Below are 23,496 nucleotides of genomic sequence, written 5' to 3'. Positions count from 1 at the left end.
GCCTAAATTTTGCATTCGGGGCGTTTGCCCGCCGCTAGCGCAGCCCGATAAAATAGCGCAAATCGCGACCGCGCAAGTTAAATTTAAAATTTTCATCCCTAGCCTTTGATTAGATCTATTGCCGCGACGCGCTTAAAATTTCGCGTACGACGGCTTTATCGCTAAACGGATATTTCACGCCTTTTATCTCTTGATATTCTTCATCTCCTTTACCCAAGATCACTAGCGCGTCGCCGCCTTTTAGCAAGCTAAGCCCCAGCTTGATCGCTTTAGCGCGGTCAGGCTCTCTTATCACGCGCTCACTAGGGCTCATTCCCGCGCAAATTTCGTCCATAATCGCCTCCGCATCCTCCGAGCGAGGATTATCGCTGGTTACGATCGCAACGTCTGCGTATCGCTGCGCGATTTCGCCCATTTTAGGGCGCTTCGTACGGTCTCTATCGCCTCCCGCGCCGAAAACCGCCACCAGCCGCAAATGCCTAAGCGCGTTTAGCACCTTTTCCATGCCGTCGGGAGTATGCGCGAAATCGACGATTACCAGCGGTTCGGTACTTACGACTTCTACGCGCCCCGGCGTACCGCCAAACGCGCTGATAGCTTCGCCTAACGCCTGCGGATCGGGACTTACTAGCAGGCTAACCGCGCCTAACGCTGCGATTAGGTTATAAAGATTAAACTCTCCTTGCAGCGGCGAACTAACGCTAACCTCGCCGTGCGGCGTCTTAACTAGCGCGTCTATGCCGCCTTTTAGCCCGTATGCTAGCGGAGCGAAAGTCGCGGGCTTATTGAGCGAATAAGTCGCGGCGTTTGCGGCGTTAAATTTTAGCCCGCCCGCATCGTCTATGTTGATTAGCTTTGGCGCGTCGTCCGCGAAAAAGCTTGATTTCACGCGGGCGTACTCCTCCATAGAGCCGTGATAATCAAGATGATCTTGCGTTAAATTCGTAAAAATTTTAAGCGCGAATTTTAACCCTTCGATGCGATTTTGCGCGATCGCATGCGAGCTTACTTCCATTACAAAAAACGAGCACTTTTTCTCGCTAGCCCTTTTTAAGTAGCTAAGCGTACGCAAAATTTCGCTCGTCGTCAGCGCCTTTTCATCGATCTTCTCGCCATCTACGAATGCCCCGCGCGTGCCGCAAAGTGCGCATTTGTAGCCCAAATTTCGCAGCGTCTCGTAAATCGCCGCTGCCGTCGTGGTCTTGCCGTTAGTGCCCGTGATCCCTACGATTTTGATATTTTCGTCGATTTGTAACAGCCGCTTGCATTCGTTAAGACCGATTATGCGCGCGCCTTTCGCCTCCGCCGCGGATGCGAATTTCGCATTCGCCGCCGTCTTAACGAAATAGCAACTCGCCTCGCACTCGCTTGAATTATCCGTCACAAAGCCGTTTTCAACGCAAATTTTCATCGTCTCGCCTCCGCGCGATCTCCCGCCACAGCGCCTCTACGCGCGCATCCCCCGCAAACATGTCCGACGCGCTTTCAAGGTAGTTTATCCCCATTTCAAGGAAATCGTTGTCGATTAAATTCTCTAAAAATTCCAAAAAATCGTCGCGGTTTGAGATCATAATCTTGGTTGAAAACATAATATTTTCAAAAACGCGCTTAAAATCTCCCTCGCGCCAAACCGCCTCCATAAAGTCGTCGTAGCTGATTGCGTCTTGCTCCTCGGCGGCAAAATCCGGCTCAAACCGCGACTCTAAAATTTCTAAAATTTCTTCGAATTCCTCGCTTGATTTGCCGAATTTATCCTTCGCCAAAAACAGCTCGAAAAGCATCCTCGCCTCTTGCGGGCTATGCTTTGCCAGAGAGCAAAGCTGAGTTAAAAATAGTAAGCCCTTCTCGCCGCTCGCTTCGTAAGCTAACGAAAAATACGTCGCCGCCTCGTCAAAGAGCGCACGTTTGAAGCATTTAACGCCTAGGCGCTTATAATTTATCAAAGTTTACCTCTTCGCCGACGGGAATATTGACGATTTCAAGCTCGGGATGAATGTCTGCTCGAATTTGGCGTTCAAGCCCGTATTTTAGCGTAGTCGTGCTCGCCGCGCAGCCGTGGCAATGTCCCGTGAGCTGGACGTAAATTTTACCGTTTTTAATACCTAGAAGCGCCATATCTCCGCCGTCGTTTTGCAGCATCGGGCGGACCTTTTCCAGACTTGCCGTGACGGGTTTTAAAAGTTCTGCGTCCGTAAATGGAATCATTTTTCGCCTTTATAAAATTTCGGGTAATTATACACAAAAATAAGAAATTGCGGATTAAGCTCGATTAAGGGCATTTGTACCCGCACATGGAACATAAGGCAAGCTTACGGCGAAAGCTGCGATATTTTAGGCTTTTGCTAACGTAGCTTATATAGCGTCGCGCCGTGACGGGCGGCATAAATTTTGCAGTTTCGCTTGCGTTTGCAGTAAATTTTGATTTAAACTCCAGCTACTCGGCGCTAGCGACGGCTAGCGTCTAGCAAATGAATTTAACGGCTTTTGCCGCACTTTGGCGCCAAGCTTGTTTTCTTAGGCGCAGCAAAGGCTTAGCCGTGATATCAAAGATTTATCTAATGTGCCGGTTTAGTTTTACGGCTATGAGGATCTATCTGCGGCGAGCTAAATGCCCAACCTTAATCTCGGCCTCCTTGCTAGATAGTTTGATTTTGGTTGTTCATTTGGCGTTAGACTTTGGGACTACATAGCTAATTTCTTGGGCGAGATTCGGAACTGTTTATAAACGATATCAACGGCTTTTGCGAGCCACAAAGATCAAATGCGGTAAAATTTTAGATAGGCGGCAAGGAAGAGTTTAGGAATTTTGAAGCAAAGAGAGCCGAAGCCCTCTTGATTTTACTCAGCTACTAGCTCGATGTAAGCCATCTCGGCTGCATCGCCTCGGCGAACGCGAGTTTTTACAATACGAGTGTATCCGCCGTTTCTTTCTTTAAATTTCGGAGCTATTTCAACTACGAGTTTATTTGTCGTTTCTTTATCTTGTAAGCTTGCAAATACCGCTCTGTGAGCGTTACTATCACCCTTGCGCGCTCTTGTTATTAGTTTTTCGACATAGCTTCTAAGCTCCTTTGCCTTCGGCAAAGTCGTTTCGATTTTTTCGCTTTTAATGATAGCGATTGCTAAATTTTTAAGCAAAGCAGAGCGATGAGACGAAGTCCTGCCAAGCTTTCTATATCCATGTCTGTGTCTCATTTGTTTTTCCTTTTTATTATTATGCGCCCATTTGAGATTTTAGCTCGGCGATCTTCTTTTTGAGCTGCTCGCGCGTATCTTTTGGCATATCCGCACCGATAGGGTAGCCTATTTCCTGCATAACGGCTTTTATCTCTTCAAGGGACTTTTTGCCCAAATTTTTAAGCTCTTTTAGCTCGTTTTCATCCATTAACGCAAGCTCCCCGATAAACCTAATCTCGGCTTTATCTAGGCAATTGGAACTTCTAGCGCTTAAATTTAGCTCTTCCACGCTAGAAAGCAGCTTTAAATGCTCGCCCGAACCGCTAACGCTAGCCATAGGCGCATTTACGTCGATGTTTAAGACGCCCTTAAATACCGACATCTGCTGATACATCGCCTCGATAGCGTGTTTAAAAGCCTCAATCGGTCCGACTTGCCCGTCGGTAGTTACCGTAAATACGATTTTTTCAAAGTCCGGATTATCTTCTACCAAAACGTTTTCGATATCGTACACCGCTCTTTTAATAGGCGTAAAGAATGCATCTAATACGATATAATCGTCTTCTATTTCGCCCCTGATCTCTTCGCTAGGAACGTAGCCGATACCCTTTTGGATAATAACGCTAAAATTTAACTCCGCGTCTTCGTTTATCGTAGCCAAATAAGCATCCGGATTTAAGATCTCTACTACGTCATTGTTAAGATCCGCGCCGGTTATCTCTTTCGGTCCTTTGAAGTTATATTCGATAACTTCGCGTTCGCTATCGTTTTTGAGCTTGAAACGAATTTTCTTTAAATTTATGATAAAAAACGCGACGTCTTCAAGCATGCCGCGCATACTATCAAATTCGTGACTAACGCCTTTTATCTTAACCCCGATCGGAGCAAATCCTACGGTACTAGTATAAAGAAGTCGACGAAGCGGGTGCGCTAGCGTTACCGCATAGCCCGTTTCAAACGGATATGCGGTAATTTTAGCTACATTCTCGCTAACGCTCTCTACTTGAATTTCAGTCGGCATATAAGCTGATGTAGTAATTTTTCTCATCATTACACCTTCTATTATTTCGAGTAAAGCTCGACTATAAATCTTTCCTCGATAGGAATGATAACCTCTTCTCTTTCTGGATTTCTTGTGAAAATACCGAATTTTTTATCTTTTTCAACATCTACCCAGCCTACGATTCCGGTTTGTGCCGTTAGATCGATCGCGCGAACGATTTGCGGGTTGTTTTTAGATTTTTCGATAACTTCGACTTTTGCGCCCGGCTCTACGCGATAAGAAGGGATATCCACTCGCTTACCGTTTACCAAAATATGTCCGTGAGTAACCAGCTGACGAGCAAAGCGGCGAGTCGTCGCAAAACCCATTCTGTAAACTACGTTATCCAGCCTTTGCTCCAAAAGCTGCACCAAAAGCGCGCCGGTGTTTCCCTCGCGGCGAGCGGCCTCTTGGAATAAGCGGCGGAATTGCTTCTCGCTAATACCGTACATAAATTTAGCTTTTTGTTTTTCGCGAAGCTGTAAACCGTATTCGCTAATTTTACTCCTTCTTTGTCCGTGTTGGCCCGGAGCGTAAGGGCGCTTATCTAATGCACTCTTGCCGGCAAGCCTTCTCTCGCCTTTAAGCGCAAGAGAAACGCCTAAACGTCTTTCTAATTTTTCAACGGGTCCTGTATATCTAGCCATAATAATTCTCCTAAATTTTTATTACACGCGGCGGCGTTTCGGCGGTCTGCAACCATTATGCGCTAGCGGGGTTATATCCTTTAAAAACGTTACTTTTATACCCTCTACCGCGCCCACGCTCTTAACGGCGGTTTCGCGACCGCTACCCGGACCTTGTACCTTAATGCCTACTTCTTTAATACCGTGCTCTTTCGCCTTATTTAAAGCATCCTCAACGGCTTGCTGAGCCGCATACGGAGTCGATTTTTTGCTACCTTTGAAGCCTAGGCCGCCCGCGCTACTCCATGCGATCGCGTTACCCATTTCGTCGGTAACGGTCACCATCGTATTATTAAACGATGCGCTAATATAAACGATACCTTTGGCTATGCTTTTTCTAACTATTTTTTTCTTAACTACTTTTCTTTTTGCCATTTGCTATCCTTTACTTAGTCGCTGCGCCGACGGTTTTGCGCTTACCCTTGCGGGTTCTAGCGTTTGTCTTAGTTTTTTGACCGCGTACCGGAAGGCCTTTTCTATGACGCAGGCCGCGATAGCTGCCCAAGTCCATAAGAGCTTTTATATCCATAGCGACTTGTTTTCTTAAATCGCCCTCGACGATATGATGCTCTTGAATTTCTTTACGAATAGCCGCAGCCTCGTCTTCGCTTAGCTCGTATACGCGTTTGTCGTACGAAATTTTAACCGCGTCCAAAATTTGACGAGATTTATAAAGACCTATACCGTAAATATAGGTCAAACCGTATTCGATTCTTTTTTTGTTAGGTAAATCTACACCTGCTATACGTGCCATGCCTTATCCTTGTCTTTGCTTATGTTTTGGATTTTCGCAGATAACGCGTACGATACCGCTTCGTTTGACAATTTTGCATTTGTCGCACATCTTCTTTACGGAAGGACGAACTTTCATTGTAACTCCTAAAATTTATTCCACTTTTTAGGCGCCGCATCAGGTTTAAAGAGATTTTTAAACCAACTATTTTCAAAATAAGTGGGAGACTTTGAAAATAATTCTTCACACAGCTTAATTGCAAAACGCAGATTTTACTAAAATCCGGCTTTAAAATTTCTTAGCATCGGTAAAAAGGCTAAAAATTAGCGCTTCCGACGCAACCTAAATTTCGACTATTTATAACGATATGTTATGCGGCCTTTATCGAGGCTGTATGGGGTAAGCTCTACTTTAACGCGGTCGCCTGGCATAATTTTAATATAGTGCATACGCATTTTACCCGCAATATGACATAAAATTACGTGCTTGTTATCAAGCTCGACTTTAAACGTCGCGTTAGGTAGCGCTTCGATAACGTTGCCGTCGATCTCTATGACGTCGTCTTTTGCCACTTATTTCCTTTCTATAAAATTTAAGCCCGGCTTAAAATTTCAGCCTTGCCGTTAATAACCGCCAAACAATGCTCATAATGGCTCGTTCTTAATCCGTCTTTTGCAGTTACCGCCCATTTGTCGTCGGCGACTACGGGAGTGCCGTCCTTTCGACAAATCATCGGCTCGATACAAAAAGCCATTCCGTTTTTTATCTTCGGACCGGCTTTGGGATTTATGCCCTCCAAATAGTTCGGGATTTCAGGCTCGCAATGCGGACGCTTACCGATGCCGTGTCCGCAATATCCGCGAAGCGGTACGTATCCGCGTCTAACGATAAAATTTTCAAGCGCATAGCATACCTCTTTAAAATGCATACCCGCTTTGATAAAATCTATCGCGAAATTTAATGCGTCTTTGCTGCACGCGATTAAATCCTCGTCTTCTTGGGAAATTTTACCCACGCCCCAAGTCCTGGCGCTATCGCCGAAATATCCGCCCAAATTCGAACCTATATCTACGCTTACGATATCGCCCTCTTTTAGAACGTATGCGCTTGGAATCCCATGTATCACGACCTCGTTTACGCTGATGCACGCCGCATTCGGGAAGCCGTAAAGCCCCTTAAACGCCGGTTTCGCTCCGGCGGAGACGATCATCTCCTCGCAAATTTTATCTATTTCAAGAAGCGAAATTCCAGGTTTTATTATCGTAGATACGTAGTCTAGGGTTTGAGCGACGATTTTATTCGCCGCTCGCATCTTATCTATTTCAGCCGGCCTTAAAAGCTCGATAGCCATTACAAGCCCACTGCGCTTAGGGTTTGATATTTATTCATATAAATTTGAGCCTCTATCCTTCGCATCGTATCAAGCGCTACTGAGACGACGATCAGCACCGACGTACCGCCAAAATAAAATGGAACGCCCATCGTTTTAACCAAAACCCAAGGAAGCGTCGAGATTAATCCCAAATAAATCGCTCCGCCCAAAGTTAGTCTGCTCGCTACTTCGTTTAGATATCCGGCCGTGCTTTCGCCGGGACGGACGCCCGGAATAAATCCGCCTTGCTTTTTTAAATTTTCGCTGATATCTTTCGTATTAAACACTATCGAAGCGTAGAAAAACGCAAAGAATATAATAAAAACGAACGTCAAAAAGTTAAACATATAGCCGCTCGGATTTAAAAAATCGTTGATAGCTTGCAAATATTTATTCGTACTCGCCTGCAAAATCGTGCTCGGAAACATCAAAATCGCGCTTGCGAAAATCGGCGGGATAACGCCGCTTAAATTTACCTTGATAGGGATGTAGTTCATAATACGCTTATTTTGATTTTGCATGACCACTTTACGAGAATACGAAATCGGTATACGCCTCTCGCCCATTTCGACGAAAATGATAGCGCCGATAGTCACCAAAATAATAAGCAAAATAGCGATTACTACGAGGAAATTCATCTCGCTGGTATTCACCAAATTTATCGTTCCGCCGATGGCGTTCGGGATGCCGCTTACGATACCGGCAAAAATAATAAGACTAATGCCGTTACCGATACCGCGCTGCGTAATCTGCTCGCCGATCCACATCAAAAGCATGGTTCCGGTCAACATAGAAGCCGCCGATATAGCGATAAATAGGTTCATATCTATCATTATAGCCTGCTCGCCGCCGCGGCCGCTTAGGCTTTGAAGCCCGATGCTAACGCCGATAGCCTGAACTATCGTAATCACGATCGTAGCATAGCGGATAATCTGCATATATTTTTGCATACCGTCGCGCTCTTTTTTCATCTTACCCAAATTCGGAAAAGTCGCAGCTAGAAGCTCCATAATAATAGAAGCCGTAATATAGGGCATAATGCCTAAGGATATAATGCTTAAACGCTCGGCGGCGTTGCCGCTAAACATATTAAATAAGCCCAAAGCGTTGCCGCTGTTTGAATTAAAGAATTCTTTGATCACATCGACATTAACGCCAGGAACCGGCACGTATGCCAGTATCCTGTATGCGAACAAAAATGCCAACGTGATTAATATCTTGTTGGTCAATGCTTTATTCATTATTTTTGTCCGCTAACGCTAACGTTTTCGTCTTTTACCTTAGACGCTAAGCTTTTCGCGCTAGCGCCGATAAGCTTAATCTTAGTTACGCTTTTTGAAATTTTATGAACGCTAGCGATCGTTTCTAGCGTAATTTCGCTAAGCTCTTTTACCGCCGAAATTTTCTCTACGTTGATTACGTAAGGCTTTACGAATTTAGAAGCGAAGCCTACTTTCGGAAGACGTCTTTGAAGAGGCTGTTGTCCGCCCTCAAATCCGCGTTTTTCATTGTAGCCTTTGCGCGCTCTTTGACCTTTGTTGCCTTTTCCTGCGGTTTTTCCGTTGCCGCTACCTTGACCGCGACCGATTCTTTTAATATTACGCGTCGAGCCAGAAGCCGGAGTTAAATTTTCAAGTGCCATTTTATTCCTTTCTCTTAGCTTTTTAGCATACTAAGCGCTTTAATCGTAGCGCGAACAACGTTTGCCGAGTTGTTTGAGCCCAGCGATTTAGTCAAGATGTCCTTAATGCCGGCAAGCTCTAAAATAGGGCGAGCGCCGCCGCCCGCGATTACGCCGGTACCTTCGCTAGCCGGACGAAGCAAGACGCGGCTCGCATTGTATTTAACCTCTACGTCGTGCGGTATCGTAGTGCCTTTTAGTTTAACGTGGATAATGTTTTTAAAAGCATCGTCGACGGCTTTTCTCATTGCGTCTGGAACTTCCTTTGCCTTACCGTAACCAAAGCCCACTAGGCCGTTTTTGTTGCCGACTACCACTAGGGCCGTGAATCTAAATCTGCGTCCGCCTTTAACAACTTTCGTAACCCGACCGATATCGACGATTACTTCTTCAAATTCTTCTTTGTTATATTTTTCCATCGATTTTCCTTTGGGTTATAGTTTAATACCGTTTTCATGTAGCGAGTCCGCAAACGCCGCGATAACGCCGTGATACAAGTAGCCGTTTCTATCAAATACCGCCGAGTCGATACCTTTTGCTTTTAATGCGCCCGCAAATTCCTTAGCGAGTTTCGCAGCGCCTTCTTTATTGGCTTTTACGACTACTTTGCGTCCGTCGATAGCCGCAATAGTAGTAGCCGTTACGTCGTCGATAGCTTGCGCGTAAATAGTTCTATTAGACTTAAAAATAGAAATTCTAGGGCAATTGGCAACGCCTGAAATTTTGGCTCTAATTCTTCTCTTTCTCTTAATTCTAAGAGTAATTTTATTTTTTAGTAATTTTGCTGTCATCGCCTATCCTTACTTCTTAGATGTCTTGCCCGCTTTGCGGATTATGCGCTCTTCGACATACTTAATACCTTTACCTTTATAAGGTTCCGGCGGTCTAAAACCTCTAACTTGTGCCGCGACCTGACCGATTACTTGCTTATCGTCGCCTTTTAGCGTGATTAGGTTTTTTTCTACGCTAGCCTCGATACCGGCCGGTAGTTCATAGTTAATAAGATGCGAGAAGCCTAAAGTAAGCTCTAAAATTTTACCTTTAACGGCGGCCTTGTAACCTACGCCGTTGATTTCGAGCTGGCGCGTAAACCCGGCCGTAAGGCCTGTAACTACGTTATTAGCTAGCGCTCTATAAGTACCCCAATAGGCTCTACTTTGGCGGTCATCGCCTTTTGCTGAAAATACGATATGATTATCTTCGACCTTGACGTCTACGTGACCTTTCGTGTCAAGCTCTTTTACGTGATTGCCCTTTTTAAATTTCAGGACGTTATTTGCAACGCTAACTTCTAACCCCGACGGGATAGCGATAGGTTGTTTTCCGATACGTGACATTTTTTTCCTTTACTTGTCTAGGGTGTTTCTACATTTACGAATAAACACCGCAATGCCGTAAATTTGATCGTCGATTTCGACGAAACCTGATTAAAATTTCTACCTAAAATTCAGGCTTTTGCGAAATTTAAAATTTCATTCTCGATAAAAGCCGAATTTTAAGCTCTAAATTTCGGCGATGGCGCGAAAGCACCGAAAATAGTTTTTGCTATTTACCGAGCCTTGCGTCCTAGCGCCGTTTTAAGAGCGCGGTAACAGCGCCCTAACGCGCCGGGCGATTACCAAACCGTGCAGAGAATTTCGCCGCCTACGCCAGCCTTGTGAGCGTCTTCGTTGCTTAAAACGCCTTTGCTAGTGCTTACGATGATCGTTCCGTAGCCGTTTTTAAAGCGTTTAACGTCGTCTTTGCCTTTATAAACGCGGCGACCCGGCTTTGATACTCTTTTTAGCTCGTTGATTACGCTTCTGCCGTATTCGTCGTATTTAAGCACGACGTTGATAAATTTCTTATTACCTTCTTCTACTACGTTGTAGCTTTCAATATAGCCTTTTGCGGCAAGTATCGATAATGTAGCCTCGACGACGTTAGAATGTAAAAGCTTAGCGGTTTCAAGCTTCCTCATGCTTGCGTTTCTGATACGGGTTAGTCCGTCTGAAATTAAATCGTTTAACATTTCTCTTCCTTACCAGCTTGCTTTTTTAAGGCCCGGGATTAGCCCTTCGTTAGCCATTTTTCTTAGGCATACGCGGCAAATTCCAAAATCCTTATAAACAGAGTGCGGACGTCCGCAAATTTGGCATCTAGTATAGCCGCGAACCGTAAATTTAGGCTTGCGAGCGGCTTTTGCTATCATTGATTTTTTTGCCATCTTACTTTCCTTTTGCAAACGGCAAACCAAATAGTTCTAACAATTTGAATGCCTCTTTATCGTTTTGAGCCGTCGTAGAGATGTTGATATTCATGCCGTGAGTGCGTAAAATTTTATCATACTCTACTTCCGGGAACATTAGCTGTTCGTTTAAACCGAAGTTATAGTTGCCGCGTCCGTCAAAGCCGTTTCTAGGCAGGCCGCGGAAGTCCTTAACGCGCGGCAAAGCGATGCTAATTAGCTTATCTAAAAATGCATACATTTGCTCTTTTCTAAGCGTTACTTTTATGCCTACCGGAAAGCCCTCGCGCACCTTAAAGCCCGCGACCGATTTTTTAGCGTTGGTAATTACGGCCTTCTGGCCCGCGATTAGCGAGATCGTATCGGCCATATTTTGAAGCACTTTTTGATCCTTGGCGGACTCGTTCGCGCCTACGCTAATTACGATTTTTTCAAGCGACGGGATTAGCATAGGATTTTTAATGTCGAATTCTTTAACGAGAGCGGGTTTAATGCTTTCGTTAAATTTGTCTTTTAATCTACTCATATTATCCCTCAACTTTCGCGACGTTTGAGATGTCTATCGGCATTTCTTTATTAACGAAACCGCCGTTAGGCGTTTTTTCGCTAGGTTTAATAGCCTTTTTGGCTACCTTGCAGCCTTCGACGATGACTTGACCTTTTTTGGCTAGCACGGCTAAAATTTTACCCGTTTTACCCTTGTCGTCGCCGGCGATAATTTTTACGTTATCGCCCTTTTTAATTTTAAATTTTACGTTTGCCATTATAGAACCTCCGGCGCCAATGAAACGATTTTCATAAAGTTAGCATATCTAACTTCGCGACCTACCGGTCCAAAAATACGCGTTCCCACCGGCTCTCTTTTATTGTCTAGGATTACAGCCGCGTTTTCGTCGAAGCGAATTAGCGATCCGTTGTCTCTTTGAACCTCTTTTTTAGTTCTGACGACTACGGCTTTTACGACTTGGCCTTTTTTGATTTTACCGTTTGGAAGAGCCTTTTTAACGGAGCAAACGATAATGTCGCCTAGCGTAGCGTAGCGTCTTTTGCTGCCGCCTAGAACCTTAATACACATTAGCTCTTTTGCGCCGCTGTTGTCAGCAACCGCAAGTCTTGTAAAACTTTGAATCATTACTCAACTCCCTTTGCCAACACGGCCTTTAAACGAAAGCTCTTGCGCGCAGATAAAGGTCTGCACTCGATAGCTACGATAGTATCGCCGGCGTTTGTCTCGTTTTTCTCGTCATGAACCAAATATTTCTTAAAACGTTTTACGATTTTATGGTATCTCGGGTGCATTACGCGTCTTTCTACCAAGATAGTAGCGGTTTTATCTCCCGCCTTTTGTAAAACTACCCCTTGAATTTCTCTTTTTAATGCCATCTTTGCCCCCTTACTTTGAAGCGCTAATTGCAGTGTTAATCTGAGCGATCTCTTTTTTGACCGCACGGATTTCGTTAGGGTTGCTTAACTGCATCGTTTTTAGCTTTTGTCTTAACGTAAATAAAAGCACCTTTTTTTCTTTTAACAACGCGTTTAATTCTGCAACGCTTTTGTCTTTTATCTCAGTATATTTCATTTTCACTCTCTCGCGTTACGAATTTCGTTTTAAAAGGTAACTTGTGCATAGCTAGCGTCAACGCTTCGCGCGCCAACTCTTCGTCTACGCCCGCCATTTCGAATATTATACGACCCGGCTTTATGTTCATTACCCACTCTTCGACTCCGGCCTTACCTTTACCCATACGAGTTTGCAGAGGCTTTTTAGTAAGCGGCTTATCAGGAAATACTCTGATCCAAATTTTAGCTTGGCGCTTAACGTGGCGCGTAAGCGCTTGACGAGCGGCTTCTATTTGGCGAGAATTTACGCGGCCAGCCTCGACGGCTTTAATCGCGAATTCTCCGGTAGATAAAGATGCGCCGCGAGTAGCGTAGCCGCGATTGCGACCTTTCATTTGCTTACGAAATTTCGTTCTTTTAGGCATCAACATGATTATTTACCCCTTCTTGGTCTGCGTGTTTTTCTCTCGCCTTTTTCTTCGTCGTTGCGCTCCGGTTGAACGCCTTTTTGAAGAACTTCGCCTTTAAAGATCCACACTTTAATACCGATATTCCCGTATGTGGTATGAGCCTCCGCCACGCCGTAATCGATCTTAGCCCTTAGCGTATGAAGCGGCACGCGACCTTCCAAATACCACTCGGTTCTAGCCATTTCCGCGCCGCCAAGACGACCCGCGACGGAAATTTTAATACCCTTAGCGCCTGATTTTTGAGCGCCTTGGATAACTTTTTTCATAGCCCTACGGAAAGCGACGCGCTTTTCAAGTTGAGTAGCTACGCTCTCGGCCGCCAGTTGAGCGGAAGCTTGCGCTTTTCTTTCCTCTTTAATATTAATATTTACGTCTTTACCGATCAACTTTGAAACTTCGTTTTTCAAAATTTCTACGTCGGAGCCTTTTTTGCCTATTACGATACCGGGACGCGCCGCCACTACCGTTACGCGTAGTTTTTTAGCGGTTCTCTCGATTAAAATTTGGCTAATCCCCGCATAATAAAGCTTTTTCTTTAAAAATGCGCGAATTTTATAATCTTCGCCGATATTTTCAGGAAGGCTTTGCTTAGTAGGAAACCAGCGAGACTCCCAGTTGCGGTTAATTCCTAGTCTTAGACCTATCGGATTTACTTTTTGTCCCATATTATGCTTCCTTCTTTTCAGGTTTAGATACTTCTACCGTTACGTGAGAGGTCGGTTTGCGAATTCTACTTGCCGTTCCTCTGGCTCTCGGGCGAAATCTTTTCAATACGGGACCGGCGTCTACGCGGCAGCTTTTTACGATAACCTCTTCGGGCTCGAAGCCGCCGTTAGCAACCGCCGAACTAATCGCCGTGGCTATAAATTTAGCGCCGCGGTTTGGCATAAAGCTAAGACTGGCTAGCGCGAATTCCGCGTTCATTCCCTGAACTTCTCTCGCGATTAGCCTAGCTTTGGTCGGAGATAATCTTACGAATTTTATAATTGCTTTACTCATATACCTGCCCCTTACTTACCGATCTTCTTTTGCACCGAACCCTTATGGCCCTTAAATGTGCGCGTCGGAGCGAATTCGCCTAGTTTATAGCCTATGTGGTTTTCGGTTACGTATACCGGAATAAAGCTCTTGCCGTTATGAACGTTAAACGTTAATCCAATCATTTCGGGTACGATCGTGCTGCGTCTCGACCAAGTTTTGATCGGCTTGTTATCGTTTGCGTTTTTTGCGGCGATAACTTTTTTCATTACATGATCATCTACGAAAGGACCTTTTTTGAGCGATCTTGCCATCTCTATTTTCCTTTCCTTCTTGAAATTATAAGCTTATCGCTCGCTTTTTTACGGCGAGTTTTAGCGCCTTTTGTAGGTTTGCCCCACGGAGTTACCGGATGGCGACCGGAGTTTTTCTTACCTTCGCCGCCGCCGTGCGGGTGATCGACAGGGTTCATCGCAGAACCGCGAGTTTGAGGGCGAATTCCTCTGTGGCGGTTACGTCCGGCTTTGCCGATAGTGATGTTAGCCCAGTCTTCGTTACCTACGACGCCAATGCTAGCCATACATTCGGCTAAAATTTGCCTCATCTCTCCGCTAGGCATCCTTACGATTACGTATTTTTCCTCTTTACCCATTAGTTGAGCGTATCCGCCCGCGCTTCTTGCGATTTGAGCACCTTTGCCGGGTTTTAACTCGATATTATGCACGATAGTTCCCACCGGAATATAGCGTAGCTTCATTGCGTTGCCCGGCTTAATATCTAGCGAGCCTTCATCGATCGAGGCTACAACGTCGCCTACGTTTAGTCCGCTAGGCTTGATTATGTAACGTTTTTCGCCGTCTTTATAGGCGATTAGCGCGATACGGCAATTTCTGTTAGGATCGTATTCGATCGCTTCCACTTTGCCTTCTACGCCGAATTTTCTGCGTTTAAAGTCGATTATTCGATAAAGCTTCTTGGCGCCCGCCTCTTTATGTCTTGAAGTGATGCGTCCGTTGCTATTTCTACCGCTGGTTGCAGGGATCTTAACGAGCAAACTTCTAACGCTAGGTTTAGCCGTGATATCCTCAGAGCTAAGCCCCGTCATAAATCTACGGCTAGGGGTATATGGTTTATATGATTTTATCGCCATCTTATGCCTCCGTATTTTCTAGGCTTACGCCCTCAGGTAGCTTGACGTAAAATTTCTTAACATCGTTTCTAACGCCCTGCTTTCCTCTAAAACGCTTGACTTTGCCGTCGATTCTAAGCGAATTTATGCGAAGCGGCGTTATACCGAAATACTCTCTTAAAACCTCTTTTAGCCCGTTTTTAGTAACTTTGGGCGAAGTTTGAATAACTACGACGCCTTGTTCTTGAAGGCCAAGCGTTTTTTCCGTATAAATAATTGTTTTGATATCAGTTATATCTGCCATTTTAGCCCTCTTTTGTTATGTTTTCAAGCGCGGCTTTTTCGATAATTACCGAGCTATACGCCGATACTAAATAAGCATTAACTTCGCTTGCGTCTACCACGTAGCAGTTTGCTAAATTTCTAAACGCGAGCAGCGTCTTGTCGTCGAGCAAATCTTTAACGATTAGGGCATCGCGAAGTTTTAACGTTTCGATAACTTTTGCGGCGTCTTTGGTTTTACCGCTTTCTACGGCGATGCTGTCTACGGCAAAAATTTTACCCGCGTTCGCTTTTTCGCTTAACGCGAATTCAAGCGCTAGGCGTTTTTGCTTCTTATTTACTTTTTGGAAGTAATTTTTATCGTTAGTCGGTCCAAACGCTACCGCGCCGCCTACCCAAACGTTCGTTCTGGTTGAGCCGGCTCTCGCGCCGCCGCGACCCTTTTGTCTCCAAGGCTTCTTACCGCCGCCGCTAACGTCCGAGCGACCTTTCGTATGCGCCGTATTAGCCCTTAGCGCGGCTAGATAAGACTTTACGTAAAGATAAAGGTTATGCGGATTTACTTCTGCGTAGCTTGACGGAAGTTCTATCTCGCTAGCTTTTTCAAATTTATCGTTTAATACTAAAATTTTACTCATTTTACTATCCTTACTCTGCCTAGCGCCCCGTTAAATCCCGGCACGCAGCCCTTTACAACCAAAACTCCGTTTTCGGAATCAAAGCTTATAAGCTCGTTTTTAACGGTTACCTTCTCGTTTCCCATATGTCCCGCCATTTTCATACCAGGCTGAACGCGTCCCGGCCATTCGCAATCGCCGATAGAGCCGTGTCGTCTATGGAAGCGAGAACCGTGAGATTTCGGACCGCCGGCAAATCCGTGTCTTTTTACCACGCCTTGATAGCCTCTACCTTTTGAGTTAAAGCTAACTTTTAAAATTTTAGCTTCGCTTAGCGCGGAAACGTCGAGATTTCCCGGTTCGGTGTTTGCTACTTCGAGAGTAGCGAATTTGTTAAATTCGGCAGTTAAATTATATTTTTTTTGCTGTCCGGCGATAGCTTTGTTGTTTGCTTTGGTGTTAGCGTACGCTACGATAGCGCGATTATTTTCGCCCACTTCGCAAACTTTGGCTTCGACGAGCTTTAATAGCGTAACCGGAGTGCTCTTTGCCGCAACGGTTCTACTCATGCCTATTTTTTCTACGATATATTCCATTGCTTTTCCTTATTTCATCGCTCTAACTTCGACGTTTACCTCAGGGGCAAGGTCGAGTTTGGTTAGACTATCTACGGTTTCCGGAGTAGCCGCTACGATATCTAGCATTCTAGCGTGGATTCTCATTTCAAACTGCTCGCGAGAGTCTTTGTTTACGTGAGGAGATTTTAAGACTGTGTAGCGTTTGATTTTAGTAGGCATCGGTACCGGTCCTCTAACGTCGGCGCCGGTTCGTTTGACAGCTTCTACGATTGCTGCAACTGTGCGGTCTAGAACTCTATGGTCGTAAGCTTTAAGCTTTAACCTGATTCTTTCCATTTTAATTTCCTTTAAAAAGAACTTATCGCGACTCGCGACCCCTTTACTTCGGCAAACTCGCATAGGATTTGCGCCGAAATTTAGGGCGCGATCTTACGAGCGGCTTGAAACCTTGCCGTAAAGAGATCGCGATTTTACAAAAAAGCGCGTATAATGTCAAGAAATTAGGCTTTTTTAGCCAAAATTTTGCTAAATTATTTCCTTTTTATAAGGAAATAATTTTATAATTTCCCAAAAATTTTAAAGGTCAAAAATGCAAGCTCTAAACGCGCTTTATCAAAACCCGCCCAAAAATATCAAATTTATAAATAGAAAATTTGAAATCACGGCACCAAAAACGCTGATAAAAGGTGGTATAGGAAGCGGCAAAACATACCTAATCGCGGGCTTTTTATCAGCATTTGAGAGCAAAGAGTTTTTGTACGTAAATTTAGGCGACCTTCGTATAGATGCGGATGATATTTTGTCAAATTTGCCCGAGTTTTTACGCCAAAATCCGCAGATAAAAGCTCTAGCGATCGATGATTTCGAGCAGAGATTTTGGGGTAAATTTGAGCCAATTTTAGAGTTAAATTTGCAAAATTTTATCGTCGCCTCTCGGTTTAAAGATGCAAATTTAAACGGCTTTAGCGAGCTAAATTTGGATTTTTTAGACTACGAGGAATTTATCGCCTTTTTTTCAAAAAAGTTCGATCCCCAGACGCTTTTTAGCCACTTTTTGCTCCACGGCAGGAGTCCGGCATCGGCCTTTAGCGACGCCGAAAACGTCGCGGCAAATCTACAAACCGCGCTAAAATCGTCGCTATCAGCCACGCAACTAGCCGTACTAAAAGAGTGCGCGAAAGCTCAGGCGCAAAACATGAGCGTTTTTGAGATTTTTAGCACGCTAAAATCCGCCCGCAAAATCTCGAAAGATAGCGTCTACGGCGCGCTTAGCGAGCTTGAAAACATGAGCGCGGTTAGCTTGGTAGAAAAATTTAACGAGCCAAACGCCGCAAAAAGGCTTTATTTTAACGACTTTGCGTTTAAAAGTGCGCTAAGCCTAAAAAAGGACTTCGCTAAAATTTTTAACAACACGGTTTTTTGCGAGTTAGCCAAATTTAACGAGCAGATTTTTTATACAAAAGAGCTTGATTTTTTCCTGCCAAAAAGGAAACTTGCGATCATTTGCTCGCCGTTTAGCGATGCGGATTTGGTCTTTTTAAAATTTAAAAAACTACACGCAAATTTAAAAAATTTAGGTATAAATAGGCTACAAGCAATCAGCGTGGCAAACTCGGGCGAGACGAGTATAGAGGGCATAAAATGCGAAATTTTACCTTTTGCGCGATGGGCCTTGAGCATATGAAAGGACGAAAGTGAGAGCGATTTTATCGATTTTTTTAGCGATTTTTAGTATGTTCGGCTATGAGATAAGGCATGAAAATACGGGCGAAATTTTCAAGATTATCGGCGATGCCGACGGAGAGAAATTTGAAATTTTCGTCGACTTTTTCGACGTCGAATTTGAAAATTTTAAGAACAAAAACGAGTTGGTTTTACCGCCCAAAATTAACGGACGACTATTTTTTAAAGGAACTAAACTAGACTTTACGCAAGGCGGATTAGAGCGAAACGGCGCTAAAATTTCGGCGCTAAACGCCCAGTCTAAATGGCTAAATTTAGAACTAAAATCAAGCGATGACGGCGAACTAATCGGAAAGCTAGCCGTAAAAGGCAAAGCAATGAAAGCGGCGGCCAATGCGGAATTTACATATCAAATTTTAGCCGAGGCGGTGCAAATTTTAGACGCGAACGGAACTAATTACGAAGCGATAATAAGCGACTTTTATGCCGCTAAATTTCAAAGCAAAGTCCAAAAATCGCTTCAAGAAGAACTAAAAAATACGCTAAAAACCAGGAGCGAAAACACCGCGTACAGCAAAATAAAAGAGCTATTTTATCAAAACGAAATCTTTAAAAGCGCATGCGAGATAAGTTCCAAAACGAGCAGGGCGTGCGGCGTAACCCTTGCAAAAGGCGTAAAAAAGCTGCCGCTAGAAAGCGTTTTTAAAGATTTGAGAGATGAAAACTTGCTGGCGATTTTTGCGAAAAATAAAATTAACCCCAACTCAAATTTTACGCTAAGTCCCGCAGGGATTTGCTTTTACGACGGCGACGAAATTTGCGCGCCGCTTGACGAAGTAAAGCCGTTTTTTAAGCAAAATTTCGGACTTTAATAAATGTGCGCTAAATTTAATCTAAAAATCTGCGGCATTGATGAAGCGGGTCGCGGCGCGCTGGCAGGCCCCATGGCGGTAGCCGCATGCGTGCTAAAGCGCGAGATAGCGGGGCTAAACGACTCTAAAAAACTAACCGCAAAGCGGCGCGAGGAGCTGTTTAAAGAGATCGCGGGAAGCTCGGAATTTCTCATCGCGTATTTTTCAAACGAGCAAATCGACCAGCTAGGCCTTAGCGAGTGTCTTAGGCGCGCGCTGCGGCTATTTAAAGCGCATTTTGCGGACTGCGAGTTGCTCTACGACGGCAACGCAAACTACGGCACCGGCATAAAAACGATGATTAAAGCCGATGGAAAAGTCGCGCAAGTGAGCGCCGCAAGCATCCTGGCCAAGGTCAGCCGCGACGCGCTGATGAACGCGTGGAACGTCGTTTATGAGGGATACGGCTTTGCCGCGCACAAAGGCTACGGTACAAAGGCGCATCTGGACGCGATCGCCGCGCGCGGATACTGCGATATCCACCGCAAAAGCTTCGCGCTAAAAGCAAGGCAAAATTCGCTTTTTGATTAAAATTTAGCGCTTGGGTGCTAAATTTTCGTAAGATTTTAGCTACTTTCGCCTAGGCTTGCGAGCCGATTTTTTTGCGTTCATAGGCAGCTTGCTTGGATATCCGCGCAAATTTACGCTGCGCTTTTCCTCCGTTTGGCTACGTACGGTTCGTTTAAATTTTCTAGCGTTATAAACAAAAGCTCCGTTTGCCCTTTTACCTGCCACGTATTTACCCACGCTTGTAGTTTTGCGTACTTGGCACATCGCTGCGGTTTAGCTACGCGTTTATCGTTTGCCGACTTTAAGACCTTTTCAAACTTGACGTAAAATTTAACGAGTATTTTATGCGGTAAGCGGCGCGAGCAGTTTTGTAAGTGTGTGACAATACCTTTTTGCGAATTCGTCGCCTATGATTTGCGCCCAAATTTTTTGCTCTACTCTCCGGGTATCAAGGTGAAAAATCGCCGATTACAAGCAATAACCGATATCGTCTCACGCACGTAACCGATGAAGCCGCCTTAATTCTGCACCCCTCCCAAAAATTAACGACATACAAATTCGCTAGCGTATGCAGGTCATGTTAGAGCCGCCGAGCCGAGCTACTTATAAATACCCGCAAAACACGCCGGCATACCCCAAACGCAATCAGAAAAGACTACCCAAATCGCATAAATTCCAACGAGATTCGCACTCACGATGATAGTCTGGTCGCGCCGAGTGAAATTACGGCTGAGCGTCGCGCGTTATCCAAGAAAGCGCGCTAGTGGAGATGTTTCAGACTTGCCGTGAAATTTAAGCGCGGCGCTCGCGCAAATTTATACCGCGCTTTGCCTTATGCTGCCGTTTTCAGACGAATAAGCCTGAAATTTAGCAGGTTTTACCGACGCTTAAATTTTCACTCGCTAAAATACGCCCTAAATTTCAGGCGCCCCGCAATGCAAAAGCGCGCGGGAAGCTTAAAGGAAAAAAATGAACGCTTTTATTTTCCCGGTTACCGCGCTACTTTGCGCCGCGCTAGGATACGCGCTACCAGGCGTTTTTACGCCGCTAAAAACTCTCATAGTTCCGCTTTTAATAACGATAATGCTGGGAATGGGCATGACGCTTACGTTGCGCGATTTCGCGGACATTTTTAGCAAAAAACGCGCGCTTATTCTGGGCGTCGCGCTGCAATTTATCGTCATGCCGCTGGCGGGGCTGGGCGTTTCTAGGTTATTAAATTTAAACGACGAGCTTACCGCAGGTATGATGCTAGTAGGCACGAGCGCGGGCGGAACGGCGAGTAACGTCATTACCTATCTGGCTCGCGGGAACGTCGCGCTGTCGGTAAGCATGACGCTATGCTCGACGCTGCTATCCATCGTATTGATGCCGCTGCTTACGTGGCTTTATATCGGGCAAAAAGTACCGGTACCGGCGACTGACATGCTGATCGACCTCGTCAAAATCACGCTCGTACCGCTAGCCGTAGGCGTTAGTTTAAATACCTTCGCGCACCGCGCGGTAGCGCGCCTACAAAGCGCCCTACCCGCCGTCTCGATCGGCGCTATCGTGCTAATTATCGCAATCGTCGTAGCGCTTAACCACGCAAACGTCGAAAAGGTCGGGTTAACGGTCGTTTTCGCCGTTATGGCGCACAATGCGGCAGGGCTGATATGCGGATATCTAGGCGCTAGGGCGCTAGGGTTTGATGAGCGGATCGCGCGCACCATCAGTATCGAAGTCGGCATGCAAAACTCAGGGCTTAGCGTCGCGCTCGCGATTAAATACTTCTCCGGGCTTAGCGCGCTTCCGGGCGCTATTTTTAGCATCTGGCACAACGTTTCCGGCGCTCTGCTGGCGGGATTTTGGGCGAGCAGAAGCCAAAAGCTGGGCAAAAAAGCGTAAAATATAGATAAGAAATTTCGGGCGTTTTTAAAATTTCGCACGTTGCGGACGGTAATCTCCGAGCGGGCGCGATTAAAACGCCGAGTATGGTAAGCGCGTAGTTTCGGTAAATTTAGGCGATTTCCCGCGCCGAAAACGGCGGGCTAAAATTTTAGCCCGAGCGCCGCGAACTACGAATTCGCCCGAGGCGCAAACTAACAAACCGCGCGAATTCCGCACTAAATTTTCGCGGCTTTTATAGCTTGATCGAGATCTTCTATTAGATCTTGCGCGTCCTCTATACCGACGGCTATCCGTAGTAAATTTTGCGTGATGCCGATGCGCGCGGCTAGCTCCTTGCCGAAGGCGTCGTGCGTCATAGACGCCGGATGGCAGATCAGGCTCTCCACGCCGCCCAGACTCACGGCGAGATCGAAAATTTTTAGATTTTTAAGAAATTTATCGCTGTCGTAACTCTTTGCCAGCTGCGCCGAGATCACCGCGCCTATGCCGCTTGCCTGCGCGGCTTGTATACGCGCTTCGTTAGGCGAGTGCGAGCCCGCGAAATGCACGGCCTCGATAGCATCGTTCGCGCGCAGGAAATCTATTATTTTTAGCGTATTTTCGCTTTGCCTTTCAAAGCGCACGGCGAGCGTTTTTAGCCCCTTAATGAGATTATACGCTTCCATCGGCGCTAGCACCGCGCCCAGCGTATTTTTCATAAAATTTAGCCGCTCGGCGAGCGCGTCGTCGTTCGTCGCGACTACGCCCGCGATGACGTCGGAGTGGCCCGCGATATATTTAGTCGCGCTATAAACTACGATATCCGCGCCTAACTGCAAGCAGCACTGATAATAAGGCGTTAAAAAAGTATTATCGGCGACTACGAGCGCGCCGTTTTCGTGCGCGAGCGCGGCGATACGCGCGATATCCGTCACGCGCAAAAGCGGGTTTGACGGGGTTTCTACGAACACCATTTTTACGTCCTCGTCTAGCCGCGTAACCTCGTTTAGATCGTCTACTAGCTCGAATTTTATCCCTTGCGCGGCAAAAATTTCCTTCGCGTAGCGATATGTTCCGCCGTAAACGTTATTGTTTAAAAGCACCTTGTCGCCGCTTTTTAGCAGATTAAATACCGCCGCGGTCGCCGCCATGCCCGAAGCTAGCGCGAAAGCGTACTTAGCGCCTTCAAATTTCGCGAAAAGCTCCTCAAATGCGTCTCTGGTCGGATTTGCACCGCGAGAATAGCCGAATTTTTGAAATTCGCTAAGCCCGTCTTGCACGAACGTCGTAGCCAAAAATACGGGCGGGACGACGGCCTTATGCGGGTTTTCGCGGGCATTTACGCCTTTTACCAAAAGAGTGTCTAACTTCATAATTTTCCTTTAAATTTAGATTTTTCTCGCGACCGGAGCGCTTGCGGTTAATATATCGTGCAAATTTAGCCTATCTTTGCGAAAAAAGCAAAGCAACAGCCCCGCTACGCTAAATCCCGCGACCGCAAAGCAAAAGTAGCGTATCAGCGCATGGAAAAAGCCGATTTTGCGTCCCGTTTTTAGGCTGATTAGATAGATTTGCTGCGCTTTATAGCCCGGAGTTTGCGCATTTATAGCGAAAAACGCCGACGAGATAACGCCGAAAAGCGCGTTGCAAACGAAAATCGCGAATTGATTGTTTAAAAACGCCTCTTTGCCGCCCAGCACGAAATAAGTCGCGACGTAAAGGATTGGCATAAGGATAATGAACATATCGATGACAAAAGCCTTAAAGCGCGAATATACGGGCGCTACGAGCGCTTTTTGCTTGGGCTTTCGCGCGCCCCGCTCGCTTAAATCCCGCGCTTCGTTTTTCGCGCATCGCGTCTTATCGGCCAAAATTTACCTTTGCGCCCTAGTTGCCGCGACTTCCCGGTTTTATCGCCTCGCTGCCGTCCTTGCAGAGCGGGCAGGCGTCGGGCTCGTAAATTTCAAAGCTAAAATTTCCGAGCGCGAAAA

General features: G+C 45.7%; 38 protein-coding genes and 1 pseudogene. 4 read left to right on the top strand and 35 right to left on the bottom strand.

Going from position 1 to position 23,496, the window contains the following annotated elements; translation table 11 throughout:
• Nucleotides 1-115: 115 nt before the first annotated feature.
• The 32 genes from QZ147_RS02845 to rpsJ all read right to left on the bottom strand — a co-directional run bounded on the left by QZ147_RS02845 (nt 116) and on the right by rpsJ (nt 16,868).
• Nucleotides 116-1,411 (bottom strand): UDP-N-acetylmuramoyl-L-alanyl-D-glutamate--2,6-diaminopimelate ligase, encoded by a 1,296-nt coding sequence (locus QZ147_RS02845; protein ID WP_295146769.1) that lies wholly within the window; start codon nt 1,409-1,411, stop codon nt 116-118.
• Nucleotides 1,395-1,943 (bottom strand): histidine kinase, encoded by a 549-nt coding sequence (locus tag QZ147_RS02840; RefSeq protein ID WP_295146767.1) that lies wholly within the window; start codon nt 1,941-1,943, stop codon nt 1,395-1,397. Before QZ147_RS02840 ends, QZ147_RS02845 begins: the two co-directional genes overlap by 17 nt.
• Nucleotides 1,930-2,205, bottom strand: coding sequence for a NifU family protein (locus QZ147_RS02835; RefSeq protein WP_295146765.1), 276 nt, complete (start codon nt 2,203-2,205; stop codon nt 1,930-1,932). Before QZ147_RS02835 ends, QZ147_RS02840 begins: the two co-directional genes overlap by 14 nt.
• A 633-nt stretch (nt 2,206-2,838) precedes the next feature.
• Entirely contained in the window at nt 2,839-3,195 is a 357-nt protein-coding gene (gene rplQ / locus QZ147_RS02830) for a 50S ribosomal protein L17 (protein ID WP_295146763.1), read from the bottom strand.
• 19 nt (nt 3,196-3,214) lie between these two features.
• Nucleotides 3,215-4,225, bottom strand: coding sequence for a DNA-directed RNA polymerase subunit alpha (locus QZ147_RS02825; RefSeq protein WP_295146761.1), 1,011 nt, complete (start codon nt 4,223-4,225; stop codon nt 3,215-3,217).
• Between the two features lie 14 nt (nt 4,226-4,239).
• The gene (rpsD, locus tag QZ147_RS02820; RefSeq protein WP_295146759.1) at nt 4,240-4,866 is read right to left on the bottom strand and encodes a 30S ribosomal protein S4; all 627 of its coding nucleotides are present in this window, start codon (nt 4,864-4,866) and stop codon (nt 4,240-4,242) included.
• A 21-nt stretch (nt 4,867-4,887) separates the two neighbouring features.
• Entirely contained in the window at nt 4,888-5,280 is a 393-nt protein-coding gene (gene rpsK / locus QZ147_RS02815; protein ID WP_295146757.1) for a 30S ribosomal protein S11, read from the bottom strand.
• Nucleotides 5,281-5,290: 10 nt separating this feature from the next.
• A complete protein-coding gene (gene rpsM / locus QZ147_RS02810) occupies nt 5,291-5,659 on the bottom strand; it encodes a 30S ribosomal protein S13 (protein WP_295146756.1) in 369 nt (122 codons plus the stop codon).
• A 3-nt stretch (nt 5,660-5,662) separates the two neighbouring features.
• Nucleotides 5,663-5,776, bottom strand: coding sequence for a 50S ribosomal protein L36 (gene rpmJ / locus QZ147_RS02805; RefSeq protein WP_169938237.1), 114 nt, complete (start codon nt 5,774-5,776; stop codon nt 5,663-5,665).
• A 215-nt stretch (nt 5,777-5,991) separates the two neighbouring features.
• On the bottom strand, nt 5,992-6,210 hold the full coding sequence (infA, locus tag QZ147_RS02800; RefSeq protein WP_005869854.1) for a translation initiation factor IF-1: 219 nt from the start codon (nt 6,208-6,210) through the stop codon (nt 5,992-5,994).
• Nucleotides 6,211-6,230: 20 nt separating this feature from the next.
• Nucleotides 6,231-6,989 (bottom strand): type I methionyl aminopeptidase, encoded by a 759-nt coding sequence (gene map / locus QZ147_RS02795; protein WP_295146753.1) that lies wholly within the window; start codon nt 6,987-6,989, stop codon nt 6,231-6,233.
• Entirely contained in the window at nt 6,989-8,251 is a 1,263-nt protein-coding gene (gene secY / locus QZ147_RS02790) for a preprotein translocase subunit SecY (RefSeq protein ID WP_295146751.1), read from the bottom strand. Before secY ends, map begins: the two co-directional genes overlap by 1 nt.
• Nucleotides 8,251-8,652 (bottom strand): 50S ribosomal protein L15, encoded by a 402-nt coding sequence (gene rplO / locus QZ147_RS02785; RefSeq protein WP_295146749.1) that lies wholly within the window; start codon nt 8,650-8,652, stop codon nt 8,251-8,253. The genes secY and rplO overlap by 1 nt, the downstream gene beginning before the upstream one ends.
• 14 nt (nt 8,653-8,666) lie before the next feature.
• Nucleotides 8,667-9,110, bottom strand: coding sequence for a 30S ribosomal protein S5 (gene rpsE, locus QZ147_RS02780; protein WP_295146748.1), 444 nt, complete (start codon nt 9,108-9,110; stop codon nt 8,667-8,669).
• Nucleotides 9,111-9,125: 15 nt separating this feature from the next.
• Nucleotides 9,126-9,482, bottom strand: coding sequence for a 50S ribosomal protein L18 (rplR, locus tag QZ147_RS02775; protein ID WP_295146746.1), 357 nt, complete (start codon nt 9,480-9,482; stop codon nt 9,126-9,128).
• A gap of 9 nt (nt 9,483-9,491) precedes the next feature.
• The gene (gene rplF / locus QZ147_RS02770; protein ID WP_295146744.1) at nt 9,492-10,028 is read right to left on the bottom strand and encodes a 50S ribosomal protein L6; all 537 of its coding nucleotides are present in this window, start codon (nt 10,026-10,028) and stop codon (nt 9,492-9,494) included.
• 278 nt (nt 10,029-10,306) lie between these two features.
• Complete coding sequence (rpsH, locus tag QZ147_RS02765) at nt 10,307-10,702, bottom strand: 30S ribosomal protein S8 (RefSeq protein WP_295146742.1); 396 nt, start codon at nt 10,700-10,702, stop codon at nt 10,307-10,309.
• A gap of 9 nt (nt 10,703-10,711) precedes the next feature.
• Complete coding sequence (locus tag QZ147_RS02760; protein ID WP_002943090.1) at nt 10,712-10,897, bottom strand: type Z 30S ribosomal protein S14; 186 nt, start codon at nt 10,895-10,897, stop codon at nt 10,712-10,714.
• 1 nt (nt 10,898) lies between these two features.
• On the bottom strand, nt 10,899-11,444 hold the full coding sequence (rplE, locus tag QZ147_RS02755; RefSeq protein ID WP_295146740.1) for a 50S ribosomal protein L5: 546 nt from the start codon (nt 11,442-11,444) through the stop codon (nt 10,899-10,901).
• A gap of 1 nt (nt 11,445) precedes the next feature.
• Complete coding sequence (gene rplX / locus QZ147_RS02750) at nt 11,446-11,682, bottom strand: 50S ribosomal protein L24 (protein ID WP_295146738.1); 237 nt, start codon at nt 11,680-11,682, stop codon at nt 11,446-11,448.
• Nucleotides 11,682-12,050: a 50S ribosomal protein L14 gene (gene rplN / locus QZ147_RS02745; protein ID WP_295146737.1), complete on the bottom strand. Its 369-nt coding sequence runs from the start codon at nt 12,048-12,050 to the stop codon at nt 11,682-11,684. Before rplN ends, rplX begins: the two co-directional genes overlap by 1 nt.
• Complete coding sequence (gene rpsQ / locus QZ147_RS02740) at nt 12,050-12,301, bottom strand: 30S ribosomal protein S17 (protein ID WP_295146735.1); 252 nt, start codon at nt 12,299-12,301, stop codon at nt 12,050-12,052. Before rpsQ ends, rplN begins: the two co-directional genes overlap by 1 nt.
• A 10-nt stretch (nt 12,302-12,311) precedes the next feature.
• Nucleotides 12,312-12,497 carry a 50S ribosomal protein L29 gene (rpmC, locus tag QZ147_RS02735; protein ID WP_295146734.1) on the bottom strand — a complete coding sequence of 62 codons (186 nt, stop codon included), beginning with the start codon at nt 12,495-12,497 and terminating at the stop codon, nt 12,312-12,314.
• The gene (gene rplP / locus QZ147_RS02730) at nt 12,484-12,909 is read right to left on the bottom strand and encodes a 50S ribosomal protein L16 (protein ID WP_295146732.1); all 426 of its coding nucleotides are present in this window, start codon (nt 12,907-12,909) and stop codon (nt 12,484-12,486) included. Before rplP ends, rpmC begins: the two co-directional genes overlap by 14 nt.
• A 2-nt stretch (nt 12,910-12,911) precedes the next feature.
• A complete protein-coding gene (rpsC, locus tag QZ147_RS02725) occupies nt 12,912-13,613 on the bottom strand; it encodes a 30S ribosomal protein S3 (RefSeq protein ID WP_295146730.1) in 702 nt (233 codons plus the stop codon).
• A gap of 1 nt (nt 13,614) precedes the next feature.
• Nucleotides 13,615-13,947, bottom strand: coding sequence for a 50S ribosomal protein L22 (gene rplV / locus QZ147_RS02720; RefSeq protein ID WP_295146728.1), 333 nt, complete (start codon nt 13,945-13,947; stop codon nt 13,615-13,617).
• Between the two features lie 11 nt (nt 13,948-13,958).
• Complete coding sequence (gene rpsS / locus QZ147_RS02715) at nt 13,959-14,240, bottom strand: 30S ribosomal protein S19 (protein WP_002941639.1); 282 nt, start codon at nt 14,238-14,240, stop codon at nt 13,959-13,961.
• Nucleotides 14,241-14,242: 2 nt separating this feature from the next.
• Entirely contained in the window at nt 14,243-15,076 is an 834-nt protein-coding gene (rplB, locus tag QZ147_RS02710; RefSeq protein WP_295146726.1) for a 50S ribosomal protein L2, read from the bottom strand.
• A 1-nt stretch (nt 15,077) separates the two neighbouring features.
• Nucleotides 15,078-15,359: a 50S ribosomal protein L23 gene (locus tag QZ147_RS02705; RefSeq protein ID WP_295146724.1), complete on the bottom strand. Its 282-nt coding sequence runs from the start codon at nt 15,357-15,359 to the stop codon at nt 15,078-15,080.
• 1 nt (nt 15,360) lies between these two features.
• Entirely contained in the window at nt 15,361-15,975 is a 615-nt protein-coding gene (gene rplD, locus QZ147_RS02700; RefSeq protein WP_295146722.1) for a 50S ribosomal protein L4, read from the bottom strand.
• Nucleotides 15,972-16,550 (bottom strand): 50S ribosomal protein L3, encoded by a 579-nt coding sequence (gene rplC, locus QZ147_RS02695; protein WP_295146720.1) that lies wholly within the window; start codon nt 16,548-16,550, stop codon nt 15,972-15,974. Before rplC ends, rplD begins: the two co-directional genes overlap by 4 nt.
• A 9-nt stretch (nt 16,551-16,559) precedes the next feature.
• Nucleotides 16,560-16,868, bottom strand: a complete 309-nt coding sequence (gene rpsJ, locus QZ147_RS02690; RefSeq protein ID WP_034969979.1) for a 30S ribosomal protein S10 — start codon at nt 16,866-16,868, stop codon at nt 16,560-16,562.
• Between the two features lie 253 nt (nt 16,869-17,121).
• Here rpsJ and QZ147_RS02685 point away from each other — a divergent pair, with 253 nt between their 5' ends.
• The 4 genes from QZ147_RS02685 to QZ147_RS02670 all read left to right on the top strand — a co-directional run bounded on the left by QZ147_RS02685 (nt 17,122) and on the right by QZ147_RS02670 (nt 21,523).
• Complete coding sequence (locus QZ147_RS02685) at nt 17,122-18,216, top strand: ATP-binding protein (RefSeq protein ID WP_295146717.1); 1,095 nt, start codon at nt 17,122-17,124, stop codon at nt 18,214-18,216.
• Between the two features lie 10 nt (nt 18,217-18,226).
• Nucleotides 18,227-19,087, top strand: coding sequence for a hypothetical protein (locus tag QZ147_RS02680; protein WP_295146715.1), 861 nt, complete (start codon nt 18,227-18,229; stop codon nt 19,085-19,087).
• Nucleotides 19,088-19,090: 3 nt separating this feature from the next.
• On the top strand, nt 19,091-19,657 hold the full coding sequence (locus QZ147_RS02675) for a ribonuclease HII (RefSeq protein WP_295146713.1): 567 nt from the start codon (nt 19,091-19,093) through the stop codon (nt 19,655-19,657).
• Nucleotides 19,658-20,605: 948 nt separating this feature from the next.
• Nucleotides 20,606-21,523 (top strand): bile acid:sodium symporter family protein, encoded by a 918-nt coding sequence (locus QZ147_RS02670; protein ID WP_295146711.1) that lies wholly within the window; start codon nt 20,606-20,608, stop codon nt 21,521-21,523.
• A 218-nt stretch (nt 21,524-21,741) separates the two neighbouring features.
• On the opposite strand, the gene QZ147_RS02665 is transcribed toward QZ147_RS02670, so the two are convergent.
• The 3 genes and pseudogenes from QZ147_RS02665 to QZ147_RS02655 all read right to left on the bottom strand — a co-directional run.
• Nucleotides 21,742-22,878 (bottom strand): PLP-dependent aspartate aminotransferase family protein, encoded by a 1,137-nt coding sequence (locus QZ147_RS02665; protein WP_295146710.1) that lies wholly within the window; start codon nt 22,876-22,878, stop codon nt 21,742-21,744.
• 15 nt (nt 22,879-22,893) lie between these two features.
• Entirely contained in the window at nt 22,894-23,376 is a 483-nt protein-coding gene (locus tag QZ147_RS02660; protein ID WP_295146708.1) for an RDD family protein, read from the bottom strand.
• A gap of 16 nt (nt 23,377-23,392) precedes the next feature.
• Nucleotides 23,393-23,496: pseudogene (locus QZ147_RS02655) on the bottom strand (orotate phosphoribosyltransferase); the annotation flags it as partial.

It is taken from the genome of uncultured Campylobacter sp., assembly GCF_905371695.1.
In the GTDB taxonomy this organism is placed as follows: domain Bacteria; phylum Campylobacterota; class Campylobacteria; order Campylobacterales; family Campylobacteraceae; genus Campylobacter_A.
The sequence above is the reverse complement of the archived record's forward strand: the minus strand, read 5'-3'. Positions and strand labels throughout refer to the sequence as shown.